The 12,427-nt window shown below is 70.8% G+C and carries 10 protein-coding genes; 8 read left to right on the forward strand and 2 right to left on the reverse strand.

The features are described 5' to 3' along the window. Positions 1-2 precede the first annotated feature (2 nt). A complete protein-coding gene (locus ACLBXX_RS12065; RefSeq protein WP_387144863.1) occupies positions 3-185 on the forward strand; it encodes a PspC domain-containing protein in 183 nt (60 codons plus the stop codon). 39 nt (positions 186-224) lie between these two features. Then, the gene (locus ACLBXX_RS12070; protein WP_310288204.1) at positions 225-407 is read left to right on the forward strand and encodes a PspC domain-containing protein; all 183 of its coding nucleotides are present in this window, start codon (positions 225-227) and stop codon (positions 405-407) included. Between the two features lie 9 nt (positions 408-416). Here the strand turns inward: ACLBXX_RS12070 and ACLBXX_RS12075 are convergent, their stop codons facing one another. Both ACLBXX_RS12075 and ACLBXX_RS12080 read right to left on the reverse strand, forming a co-directional pair. Beyond that, positions 417-1,430 (reverse strand): hypothetical protein, encoded by a 1,014-nt coding sequence (locus ACLBXX_RS12075; RefSeq protein WP_447658210.1) that lies wholly within the window; start codon positions 1,428-1,430, stop codon positions 417-419. A 112-nt stretch (positions 1,431-1,542) separates the two neighbouring features. After that, the gene (locus tag ACLBXX_RS12080) at positions 1,543-2,010 is read right to left on the reverse strand and encodes a hypothetical protein (RefSeq protein ID WP_447658211.1); all 468 of its coding nucleotides are present in this window, start codon (positions 2,008-2,010) and stop codon (positions 1,543-1,545) included. A gap of 111 nt (positions 2,011-2,121) precedes the next feature. On the opposite strand from ACLBXX_RS12080, the gene ACLBXX_RS12085 reads away from it, so the two are divergent. From ACLBXX_RS12085 to ACLBXX_RS12110, 6 genes are all read left to right on the forward strand, one after another. Then, positions 2,122-6,963, forward strand: a complete 4,842-nt coding sequence (locus ACLBXX_RS12085) for a DNA glycosylase AlkZ-like family protein (protein WP_447658212.1) — start codon at positions 2,122-2,124, stop codon at positions 6,961-6,963. Next, positions 6,956-7,744, forward strand: a complete 789-nt coding sequence (locus ACLBXX_RS12090) for a DNA-formamidopyrimidine glycosylase family protein (protein WP_447658213.1) — start codon at positions 6,956-6,958, stop codon at positions 7,742-7,744. The genes ACLBXX_RS12085 and ACLBXX_RS12090 overlap by 8 nt, the downstream gene beginning before the upstream one ends. Positions 7,745-8,051: 307 nt before the next feature. After that, on the forward strand, positions 8,052-9,248 hold the full coding sequence (locus ACLBXX_RS12095; protein ID WP_447658268.1) for an ABC transporter ATP-binding protein: 1,197 nt from the start codon (positions 8,052-8,054) through the stop codon (positions 9,246-9,248). 110 nt (positions 9,249-9,358) lie between these two features. Then, positions 9,359-10,543: an ABC transporter substrate-binding protein gene (locus ACLBXX_RS12100; protein ID WP_447658214.1), complete on the forward strand. Its 1,185-nt coding sequence runs from the start codon at positions 9,359-9,361 to the stop codon at positions 10,541-10,543. Next, positions 10,536-11,486 (forward strand): ABC transporter permease, encoded by a 951-nt coding sequence (locus tag ACLBXX_RS12105; RefSeq protein ID WP_447658215.1) that lies wholly within the window; start codon positions 10,536-10,538, stop codon positions 11,484-11,486. Before ACLBXX_RS12100 ends, ACLBXX_RS12105 begins: the two co-directional genes overlap by 8 nt. Continuing rightward, complete coding sequence (locus ACLBXX_RS12110; RefSeq protein ID WP_447658216.1) at positions 11,483-12,403, forward strand: ABC transporter permease; 921 nt, start codon at positions 11,483-11,485, stop codon at positions 12,401-12,403. Before ACLBXX_RS12105 ends, ACLBXX_RS12110 begins: the two co-directional genes overlap by 4 nt. The last annotated feature ends 24 nt before the right edge of the window (positions 12,404-12,427 follow it).

Here is a 12,427-nt window from a genome sequence, read left to right on the forward strand (position 1 = left end):
CCATGAACGCACTCGTCAGACCTCAGCAGGGCCGATGGATCGCCGGCGTCTGCGCCGCCATCGCCAACCGCTTCGGGTGGAACGTCACCCTCGTGCGCATCCTCACCCTGATCGCGGTCGTCTTCTTCGGTCTGTCGCTGTGGATCTACATCCTGCTGTGGATCCTGGTGCCCTCCGAGCGCTGACCTCTGGCGCCGGCGGTGCCACCGGGCCATGATGAACGCATGCATCGCCTGGTCCGCCCCTTAAAAGGGCGCATGATCGCCGGAGTCTGCCAGGGCATCGCCGACCGCTTCGGCTGCAGCGTGGTGCCGGTGCGTGTGCTGTGGGTCGGGTCGACCGTGTTCTTCGGCGTCTCGATCCTGATGTACCTGCTGTTCTGGATCCTCATGCCCGACGAGCGCTGACTCAGGCGCTCAGGGCGCGACGAAGGTGGCCGCGAAGACAGCGGCGAGTTCGTGCGGCGCCCATCCGCTGTCGGGGGCGATGACGACGCTCATCGCGTTGACGCCGTCCGTCACTACATACTCCTCGCCGAGGTAGCCGCCGCCCTGGGTAGAGGAGAACGCCTGCACGCCGGGCACGCCGAGATCGACGGGTTGCCCGGGATCCACGGAGGAAAGGCCCCAGGCGACACCCGACTCGAAGACCGCGACCGCGAACTGATGACCCGCGGTCTCGAATCCGCACCACGCACGGCGGGAGGCGATGTCCGCGAGAACGGTCCCGGGGCTGGGTGGGTCGTGGTAACCAGCCTCTTGCGCCGTGACGGTCGAGCCCATGCGCGAGCCCAGCTGGACGGCGAGATCCGCGCACGTCTCCCTGGGCCACCAGCGCTCGCGATCGCGCTGCCAGCTGAGCCCTGCATCCGCTGTCCGAGCGGCGATGCCCGCGCCGACGTGGGCTCCGATCCTGTCGGCCTCGACGCGGCCGCGTTCGGCGAGGTCGCTCGAATGACCCATGATCACGAGCTCCGGAGACTCCCACCGCCAGGAGCATTCCCATTCGCATGGGCCGAAGTAGAAATCGGCGCCGTCGTCGGGCAGGGCCGCCCCGTCGAGCCCATTCTTCGGGAGGATCGTGACGTTCCCGGTGACGCCACCGCCCTTCCACTCGCACACCAATCCGCCGACATTGTCGACGGTGCGTGTCCACGTCTGATCGCGGCGAACGATCTCGATGCCATCGATTCCGGTGGCGGCGGTCAATTCCGCCGCCGGCACGGCGACCGCGCAGTCTCCTCCGAACACCGCGGGAGGAGCCTGACCTCCGCCGATGGTCTGAACCGTCGGCGTCGGCGTCGGCGTCGGGTCGGCCGATGCGACCGGACCAGGGGTCGAGGTCGCGCCGGGCTCGGCCGTCGGCGCACAGGCGGTGAGGAAGCCGATCACTGCCAGTGCAGCGAGGGCGAGGGGAAGGGATCGTCTCACGGCATCTCCATCGAGGGGTCCAGCGACTCTATCCACGTCGCGGCCACACGCGATCATCGCGCTCACAACGATTCGGCCACGGCCCGAGCCGAAGCCCGGCGGTGTCCGACGCTCAGGGCTGCTTCTTCTGGCGTCCTGGGGCGTTGCCGCTGTTGCCGGGGGCGTCGGTCGACTCGGTCTCGTCCCCCGGCGGCTGGGTCTCGGTGGGCACCGGCTGCGGAGCCGGATCGGCGACGACCGGCTGCTCGACGGGCGCCTCGGGCTCGGCATCCGCTTCCTCGACCGGCTCGTCCGTCGGCGTCGAGGACGGCGTCGGCCTGGCGGCGGGAAAGGATGCCGAGGGCCGCGGCTCAGAGACGGGCGCCGGGTCGGCGGGCACCAGCGGCGCCTGATTCTGCGACGCTCCGATGATCGTGGTGACGACCACCAGGAGCGAGAGCCCCAGTGCGCCGCAGAGGGCGCCGAGCCCGAACGTCTGCACGCGGCGGGAGCGCATCCACGAGCGGTGGGCGAGCGCCGGACTGGTGCGGCGGGTGAGCGGAGCCGGGGCCGTGGGCTCGCTCGAGGGCATCGGTTCCATCACGGTCCTCGGCGGTGAGCGCGTGCCGGGGGTGCACGCACGCAGGGAGCCTACGCGACGGCCCTGGACGGAACCTGGCCCGATGTCGGCGATCACGACGAAGATGGAGTGATGGGCGACGTCCTCGAGCGGTTCGGTCCTGCCACGCAGGACTGGTTCCGCGGCGCCTTCCATGCCCCGACCGACGCGCAGAAGGGCGCGTGGGAGGCGATCTCCGCCGGCAAGCATGCGCTCGTCGTCGCGCCGACCGGTTCGGGCAAGACGCTGTCGGCGTTCCTGTGGGCGATCGACCGCGTCTTCCACGACAAGGCCCCGGCGTCGCCGGCTCCCGAGGGCAAGAAGAAGCGACGGGATGCTGCCGCCCCTGCCACCCGGATCCTCTACATCTCCCCCCTCAAGGCGCTCGGCGTCGACGTCGAGCGCAACCTCCGGTCGCCACTCGTCGGGATCGGGCAGTCCGCGCGGCGCCTGGGCCTCAGCGTCCCCGACGTCACCGTCGGCGTGCGGTCGGGTGACACCCCCGCGGGTGACCGGCGCAAGCTCGTGCAGACGCCGCCCGACATCCTCATCACGACCCCCGAGTCGCTGTACCTCATGCTCACGAGCCGCGCGGGCGAGACGCTGCGCGACGTCCACACCGTGATCGTCGACGAGGTGCACGCCGTCGCGGCCACGAAGCGCGGAGCGCACCTGGCGGTGAGCATGGAGCGTCTCGACGCGCTGCGACGCTCGTTCGCACCCGATGCTCCGCCCGCGCAGCGCATCGGCCTGTCGGCGACCGTGCGTCCGATCGACGAGGTGGCACGGTTCCTCGGCGGTGCGGAGCCCGTCGAGATCGTGGCGCCGCGCGCGAGCAAGGCCTTCGACATGAAGGTCGTCGTGCCCATCGGCGACATGCTGAACCCGCCTCCGCCGCCGAGCCCGTTCGGCTCTGACGGCGACGGCTCCTGGGACGAGCCGGGCGCGGCGGACGAGCCGATCGACGAGGACTGGTTCGCCGACGGACAGTCCTCGGGCTCGCGACCGAAGGCCTCCGGGGCCGGCGAGACCGAGATGACGGGGTCGGTCTGGCCGCACGTCGAGGAGGCGATCGTCGATCGCATCCTGCTGCACCGCTCGACCATCGTGTTCTGCAACTCCCGTCGCCTCGCCGAACGGCTGACCGGCCGGCTGAACGAGATCTACTCCGAGCGCCTCGGACTCGACCTGCCGGATCCGACCGTGCCCGCCGCGATGATGGCGCAGGCCGGTGCGACGGCGGGGGCCGATCCCGTGCTCGCGAAGGCGCACCATGGATCGGTCTCGAAGGAGCAGCGAGCGCAGGTCGAGGAAGAGCTGAAGTCCGGCATCCTGCGCTGCGTGGTCGCGACCTCGAGTCTCGAGCTCGGCATCGACATGGGGGCGGTCGACCTCGTGATCCAGGTCGAGGCCCCGCCGAGCGCGGCTTCGGGACTCCAGCGCATCGGCCGCGCCGGTCACCAGGTCGGCGAGGTGAGCCGTGCCGCCCTGTTCCCGAAGCACCGCGGCGACGTGCTCCACACCGCGATCGTCACCGAGCGCATGCTCGCGGGGCAGATCGAGGCGATCGCGATCCCCCAGAACCCACTCGACATCCTCGCCCAGCAGACGGTGGCCGCCGCCGCGATCGGTCCCGTCGACGTCGAGGGCTGGTACGAGACGCTCAAGCGCAGCGCGCCCTTCCGCTCCCTCCCGCGCTCGGCGTACGAGGCGACCCTCGACCTCATCGCCGGCAGGTTCCCGTCCGATGAATTCGCCGAACTGCGTCCCCGGGTCATCTGGGACCGCGACCTCGGCGTGCTGACCGGGCGCCCGGGCGCGCAGCACATCGCGGTGACGAGCGGCGGTACGATCCCCGATCGCGGCCTTTTCGGCGTCTTCATCGCGGGCGAATCCCAGAACGCGCGGGTCGGCGAGCTCGACGAGGAGATGGTCTACGAGTCACGCGTCAACGACGTCTTCACCCTGGGCACCACGAGCTGGCGCATCGTCGAGATCACCCACGATCGCGTCAACGTGCTGCCCGCGTTCGGGCAACCCGGCAAGGTGCCGTTCTGGCACGGCGACGGCATCGGCCGTCCCGCCGAGCTCGGCGAGGCGCTCGGCAAGTTCTCGCGCGAGGTGTCGGCGGCGAAGCCCGACAAGGCCGAGTCGCGGCTGCGCGAGGCGGGCCTCGACGAGTTCGCGCAAGACAACCTGCTGGCGTATCTGGCCGAGCAGCGCGAGGCCACCGGCACGCTGCCGACCGACCGCCAGCTCACTGTCGAGCGCGGCAGGGACGAAGTCGGGGACTGGCGCGTGATCCTGCACTCGCCGTACGGCATGCAGGTGCACGCGCCGTGGGCCCTCGCGGTGAACGCGCGCATCCGCGAGCGACTCGGAGTCGACGGATCGGCGGTGGCGAGCGACGACGGGATCATCGCGCGGATTCCGGATGCCACCGCCGAGCCGCCGGGCGCGGACCTCTTCGTCTTCGATCCCGAAGAGCTCGACCAGATCGTCACCGAGGAGGTCGGCGGCTCTGCGCTGTTCGCCTCCCGGTTCCGCGAGTGCGCAGCGCGCGCGCTCCTGATGCCGCGTCGCAACCCGGGCAAGCGCACGCCCCTATGGCAACAGCGGCAGCGATCCGCGCAGCTGCTCGAGGTCGCCCGCCGCTATCCGACCTTCCCGATCATCCTCGAGACGCTCCGCGAGGTCCTGCAGGACGTCTACGACGTGCCGTCGCTGCTGCGCCTCATGCGCGGGATCGGCGAGCGGCGCATCAGGCTCATCGAGACCGAGCCCGCACAGCCCTCGCCGTTCGCGCGCGACCTCCTCTTCGGCTACGTCGGCGCGTTCATGTACGAGGGCGACTCGCCGCTCGCCGAGCGTCGCGCCGCGGCGCTCTCCGTCGACCCCGCCCTGCTCTCCGAGCTGCTCGGCAAGGTCGAGATGCGGGAGTTGCTCGACCCCGACGTTATCGCCCAGTTCGAGCGCGAGGCCCAGCGCGTCGACCCCGAGCGACGCGCGCGGGGGCTCGAGGGTGTCGCTGATCTGCTCCGCCTCCTCGGCCCGCTCGACGCGGCCGAGGTCGCAGCCCGCGTGGAATCCGCCGTCGAGGCGAACGGTGCCGGTGCTCCGCACGCGACCGAGGCCGAGGCATCCGCTCTCCTCGATGCCCTGGTCTCGGCGCGGCGCGCGATCCCGGTGACCATCGCCGGCATCACGCGCATCGCCGCGATCGAAGACGCGGGGCGGCTGCGCGATGCCCTCGGCGCGGCGCTGCCCGTCGGCATCCCCACCGCGCTCCTCGAACCCGTCGCCGATCCCCTCGGCGATCTCGTGGCGCGGTACGCGCGCACTCACGGACCGTTCACGGCGGATGCCGCGGCCGACCGTCTCGGCATCGGCGTGGCCGTCGCGCGGCTGACGCTGCAGCGCCTCGAGTCGCAGGGACGCGTCACCAGCGGCTTCTTCCTTCCCGATCCTTCGACGGGCTCGGGAGCGGCGGGGGCGACGCGCGCGGATGAGACGGAGTGGTGCGACACCGAGGTGCTCCGCCGCCTTCGCATGCGCTCGCTCGCGGCGATCCGCGGCAGCGTCGAGCCGGTGCCGCAGCATGCGTACGCCCGCTTCCTCCCGGTGTGGCAGCACGTGACGCGGCCGCTCGAGGGGATCGACGGCGTCGCCGCGGTCGTCGAGCAGCTCGCGGGCGTGCCGATCCCGGCGAGCGCGTGGGAGTCGCTCGTGCTCCCCGCCCGCGTCGCGGACTACACGTCCGGCATGCTCGACGAGCTCACGGCCACCGGCGAAGTGGTGTGGTCGGGCCACGGCAGTCTGCCCGGCCGCGACGGCTGGATCGCCCTGCACCCGGCCGACGCGGTGCCGCTCACGCTGGCACTCCCCGACGAGGCGGAAGAGGTCGCACCCGGCTCGCTCGACGCGCAGCTGCTCGCGGCGCTCGGCGGTGGCGGGGCGTACTTCGCCGCGCAGCTGCGGCAGACCACCGGCGCCGAGAACGAGCAGTCCGTCGTCGACGCGCTGTGGCGACTGACGTGGGCGGGCCTCGTGACCAACGACACGTTCGCGCCGGTCCGGGCGCTCGTGTCGGGAGGATCGCAGGCCCATCGGGTGAGCCGCCGCACACCCCGCGCACGGCTCTACCGGGGTGCGGCGGTGCGCGCGGTGGCAGCATCCGTTCCCGCTCGTCCACCGGCGATCGGCGGAAGGTGGTCGCTGCTGCCCAGCGCCGAACCCGACGCCGCCCTGCGGGCGACCGCGACGGCGAGCCTGCTGCTCGACCGGTACGGCGTGGTGACGCGCGGCGCGGTGCAGTCGGAGGGCGTGCCCGGCGGGTTCGCGCAGACCTATCGCGTGCTCGCGGGTTTCGAGGAAGCGGGCCACTGCCGCCGCGGTTACGTGATCGAGAAGCTCGGCGCGGCGCAGTTCGCGGCCTCGGCGACCGTCGACCGGCTGCGCGAGTTCGCCGGGCTCTCCGACCCTCCGCCCTTGCGGGCGGTGACGCTGGCGGCGACCGATCCCGCAAATCCTTACGGCGCAGCGCTCGCGTGGCCGGCGCTGGAGGGCGTCTCCCACCGCCCGGGTCGCAAGGCGGGCGCCCTCGTCGTGCTGGTCGACGGCGCGCTCACGCTGTACCTCGAGCGTGGCGGCAAGTCCGCGCTCGCGTTCACGGGCGACGAAGCGGCGCTGGCCGCCGCCACGCGCGACCTCGCGGCGACCGCTCGCGCGCGGCGCCTCGACACCCTCACCATCGAGCAGGTGAACGGTGCGTTCGTCTACGGCACCCACGTGGGCAAGACGCTTCGCGATGCCGGCTTCGTGGAGTCGCCGCGCGGTCTCACACTGCGCCGCCTCACTGCGGGCGACGCCCTCCGACAGGCTCAGGGGCCGGGAGGCGCTCAGGGACCGGAGGACAGGACAGGCGCACGTGCCTGAGGGCGACACCGTCTACCGCGCTGCACGGCGGCTCGACGCGGCGCTCGCAGGGGCGACCGTGACGCGCTTCGAGCTGCGGGTCCCGCAGCTGGCCACCACGGACCTGCGCGGTGAAGTGGTGCACGACGTGGTCTCGCGCGGCAAGCACCTGCTCCACCGCATCGGGTCCTGGACGCTCCACACGCACCTCAAGATGGAGGGCGAATGGCACGTCTACCGACGCGGTGAGCGCTGGCACGCTCTCGCCTTCCGTGCGCGGGCGATCATCGGGGCGACGGCGCCCGACGGTGTCCAGTGGGAGACCGTCGGGTTCGACCTCGCCGACATCAAGCTCGTCCCGACGGCCGACGAGGACCAGCTCGTCGGCTATCTCGGTCCCGATCCGCTGTCCGACTCGTGGGATCCCGCTGAGGCGACCCGTCGACTGGCGGCCGACACCCGCGCGGTGCACGTCGCCGTGCAGGACCAGCGCAACATCGCGGGGTTCGGCAACGAGTACGCGAACGAGATCCTGTTCGTGCGCGGCGTCCTGCCCACGACGCCCGCGAATGAGACGGATGCTGCGGCCATCGTGGATCTCGGAGCCCGCATGATCCGCGCGAACCGCGACCGTTCAGGACGCACCTTCACGGGTGACGCGCGCGCCGGCCGATCGACGTGGGTGTATCGGCGCGAAGGCCGCCCATGTCGCCGATGCGGCACTCTCATCCTGGGTGGCAGCATGGGCGTCGATCCGACGCGCGAGCGCATCGTGTTCTGGTGCCCCACCTGCCAGCGCTGAGTCTCGGTACCAACCCCACTGAACCCCGGTTCCAGCACGCTTTGATCACGATGCACGGCGGACGAAATGTCGCGCCGGGGCGAGGCATCCGTTCCCCCGCGTCGTGCCACCGCGGAAACGCCGCGGTTTCCTGACCGTCACACAACCCCGGACGATCTGTCCCACCGGACGTCCGCACCGGCCCGGATCGTCCGGTTCGGTCGCGGCTCCGTTGCGGGTGTGTGCGTCGCCATATTGAATACCCCCACACCCGATAGGCCGTGCATCGTCGCGCGGCCCGCACCAGAAGGACCCTCACGAGGTGACGATGTCCACAGGCACGGCGACCGCAGCGCAGGCTTCGGCGGAGCAGGTTCCCCCCGACGGCGACGGCGCACGCGGGGCCGTCACCCTGTCGGGGATCACGAAGTACTACGGCGAGCAGCTCGCTGTCGACGACCTGTCGCTCGAGATCCAGCCCGGCGAGTTCATCTCGCTGCTCGGGCCGTCGGGCTGCGGCAAGACCACCACGCTGCGGATGATCGCGGGATTCGAGCACCCCGATGCCGGTGACATCCGCATCTCCGGCCGTTCGGTGCTCGCCGCACCGCCGTACAAGCGCGACGTCAACACGGTCTTCCAGGCCTACGCCCTGTTCCCGCACCTGTCGGTCGCGGAGAACGTCGCCTACGGGCTGCAGCAGCGACGCACTCCGAAGAGCGAGGTTCGCGATCGCGTCACCCAGGCCCTCGACATGGTGCAGATGCGCCAGTACGGCGACCGCAAGCCGACGCAGCTGTCGGGCGGGCAGCAGCAGCGCATCGCGCTGGCCCGCGCCCTGGTGAACCGGCCTGCGGTGCTCCTGCTCGACGAGCCGCTCGGCGCGCTGGACCGCCAGCTGCGTGAGGAGATGCAGCTCGAGCTGAAGCTGCTGCAGTCCCGCCTGGGCATCACGTTCGTCTTCGTCACGCACGACCAGGGCGAGGCCCTGTCGATGAGCGACCGCATCGCGATCATGCGGGCCGGCCGCATCGAGCAGCTCGCCGACGCCGACACCGTGTACGCGCGACCGGCCTCGGCCTATGTCGCCGCGTTCGTCGGCCAGCAGAACTTCTTCCGCGGACCGGCCGCAGAGGCCGGGGCGGCGATCACCTCGCCGCACGCGCTGGTGCGTGCCGCTTCGCCGGTGCTCACGACCACGAACCTCGGCGAGGCCGCGGTGCGGCCCGAGTTCATCCGCATCGAGAAGGCGGGCTCCGGGGCCGCAGGCCCGAGCCTTCCGGACGCGAACACGGCCCGCGGCGAGCTGATCGGGGTGTCGCATCTCGGCGACACGATGCAGTACCTGGTGCGGCTCGGCGCCGACCAGAGCCTCATCGTGCGGCGGCCGACGCCGGACGCGCCGACCCTCTCGATCGGCGATCCCGTCGTCTGCACGTGGTCCGCGCATCACGTGCTGCTGTTCCCCGCCGCCGACGAGGACGCCGCGCAGCAGGGCGGCTACATCGCACCGCCGACCGCCTGACCCACACGACTCGACCCGCACCCGACACTCCACCGCACGACCTGCACGCCCTTCGCACGCCCGTAGCCGCAGCATCCGTCTCGGCTCCCGACCCGACTCCAGGAGTACCGATGATCCAGCCTCGTACGCCGCTCCGCATCCTCGCCCCCGAGGGCGCGGCGCCCCTGATCGCGCGCGAGCTGTCGCGCCGCCGCTTCCTGAGCCTCGCCGCACTCGCCGGTGGCGCCACGGTGCTGGCGGCCTGCACCCCCGGCGGCAGCGGGGCGCCGGCCCCGCAGGCGACCGGCGGGGCACTCGAGGACAGCCTGTCGGTGTACACCTGGGCCGAGTACGACGCGCCCGAGGTCGTGGAGGCGTTCAGCGCCGAGCTCGGGCCGAAGGTCACGCTCGACTCGTACGGATCGAATGAAGAGCTCATCGCCAAGCTCGTCGCGGCGAAGGGGACGTCCGGCTACGACATCGTGGTGCCCACGGGCGTCTTCATCCCCCAGATGATCGAGCAGGGACTGCTGCAGAAGCTCAACAAGGACCTGCTCCCCAACATCGCGAACATGGACCCGGCCTTCCTCGGCCGCGCGTGGGATCCGAGCAACGACTACTCGATCTGCAAGGCGTGGGGCACGACGGGCTACGTCTACGACAAGACCGTGATCACCCGCGAACTGACGACGTGGGCCGACTACTTCGACGCCGCGCAGAACGAGGCGAGCGGGAAGACCGCCATGTCGGACGATCCCGCCGGCGTCGTCGGCTCGTACTTCTGGGCGAACGACGTGGACTGGAACACCGACGACGCCGACGAGCTCGAGGCGGCGCGCGCCTTCCTCGTCGAGAAGATCGCCCCGCACGTCGCGGCGTTCGACTCCTCCGCGGGGGCCAACACGATCCCCCAGGGCACGCATGCACTGCTCATGGCGTGGAACGGCGACGCGCGACTCGGCATCCAGGAGTCGTCCGACCCCGACCGCTGGCAGTGGGTGCTCCCCGGCCCGCAGACGGAGCTGTGGATGGACAACTGGGCGATCGCGACCGGGGCGGCGCATCCCGAGGCCGCCCACGCCTTCATCAACTTCGCGATGGCCCCCGAGAACCAGATGCTGAACCTCGAATGGGTCGGCTACAACGTCGGCGGCAAAGACATGCAGGGCGCGGCCGAGGAGGCCGAAGTCGAGCGGCTCGACATGATCTTCTTCACTCCCGAGCAGCTCGAGAGCATGCACGAGCAGGTGCTCAACGACTCCTTGAGCACCCGCGTCGAGATCTACAACGAGGTGAAGGCTGCCGCCGGTGCGTAGTCGCGCCACCGGTGCGGTCGGGCCCGCGCTCGCGGTCCCCGCCTGGGCGTGGCTGCTCCTCTTCTTCGTCGCGCCGGTCGCCATGGTCGTGTGGTTCAGCTTCGGCTACAAGCCCGGCGTCTTCGGCACCCACGCCAACGACGTCCTGTCGTTCGACCGGTACGTCGAGGCCATCTCGCCGACGTTCTTCGCGACCTTCCAGAACACCCTGTGGGTGGGGATCATCGGCACGGTGCTCTGCTTCGCGATCGGGGCCCCGGTGGCGTACTGGATGGCCTTCAAGGTCAAATCCCAGCGCCGCGGCATCCTCATCGCCCTCGTCCTCGTGCCGTTCTGGACCAACTTCCTCGTCCGGACGATCGGCTGGCAGGTGATCCTCGCTCCCGAGGGGTGGCTGTCGACCGTGCTTCAGGGCATCGGCGTGCTCGACGGCCCGCTCGAGCTGCTCTACACGCGCGCGGCCGTGATCATCGGCGTGGTCTACAACTACCTGCCTCTGATGGTCCTTCCGCTGTTCGTCGCCTTCGACCGCGTCGGGCCGGCACTGCGCGAGGCCTCGAAGGACCTCGGCGCCGGCAAGATCGTGACCTTCTTCCGCGTCACGCTGCCGCTGTCGCAGCCGGGCATCATCGCGGGCGTGCTGCTGGTCTTCATCCCGCTGATGGGCGACTACATCACCGCCACGGTGCTGGGCGGCGCGAAGGGCAACATGGTGGGTCAGCTCGTCGCCGGACAGTTCCAGACCGCGCAGAACTGGGCGCTGGGATCCGCGATGGCGGTGCTCCTCATGCTCTTGATCATGGTGACGATCGGGGTGTGCGCCGTGATCATCTGGCTCGTCGCGCTGCCGTTCCGCTCTCGGAACCGGCTGGTTCTGGGGCCGGTTCCCGAGACCGCGAAGACGGATGCTGCCCCCGCCGCGATCCTGGAGGCCACGACGTGACCACGCAGACCGAGACCGAAGCGATCCTGCAGGCAGAGGCGCGAGCGACCCACCCGGGCGCCGCGCCGCGCCGGCGCCCCCGCAGGTCATGGTCGGACGTCGCCTTCGGCGTCTGGGGCCTTCTCGTCATGCTGTTCCTGTTCCTGCCGATCATCGTGATCGTCGTCTACTCGTTCAACACCGGCCGCCTGCTGGCGGTGTGGGACGGGTTCGGCTTCGACGCCTTCGCCTCGATCCTGGTGAAGCCGGCGATTCAGAACGCCGTGCGGGTATCGCTCATCACCGCGCTGATCGCGGCGATCATCGCGACCGTCCTGGGCACCCTGGCCGGGATCGCGATGGCGCGGCACCCCGGCAAGTGGGTGTGGTGGTTCCTGGGACTCCTTCTGCTCGTGTCGGTCACGCCCGAGATCGTCGACGCCGTCGCGCTGCTCCCCTTCATGGTCTTCCTCGGCCAGGACCTCGGCCTGTCGATGTTCAACGACGGCATCGTCCGCCTGTCGGTCGGCTCGTCGCTGTTCGCGACCGCGGTCGTGTCATACATCGTGCGGGCCCGCCTCGTGGGTCAGGACGCGCAGCTGGAGGAGGCATCCGCCGATCTCTACGCCACGCCCTTCACGACGTTCCGCCGCATCACCCTCGCGCTCGCGATGCCCGCGGTGCTCGCCGGCTTCCTGCTGGCGTTCACGCTGAGTCTCGACAACACGATCGTGGCGGCCTTCGTGCAGGTGTCGGGCACGACCCCGTGGCCCGTGTACGTGCTCAGTGCACTGCGGACCGGGCTGCGTCCCGAGATCGCGGCCGTGTCGACGATCATGCTGCTGCTGACGCTCGTCGCGCTCGCCCTCGTGGCGCTCGTGCTCAAGCGCGCGGGCGACTCCGCGACGCAGATCGCGCGCACGATGACAGGCGGCTGATGCGGTTGTGCGACCCTATGCTGT

This window comes from Microbacterium sp. C23T (assembly GCF_053345975.1).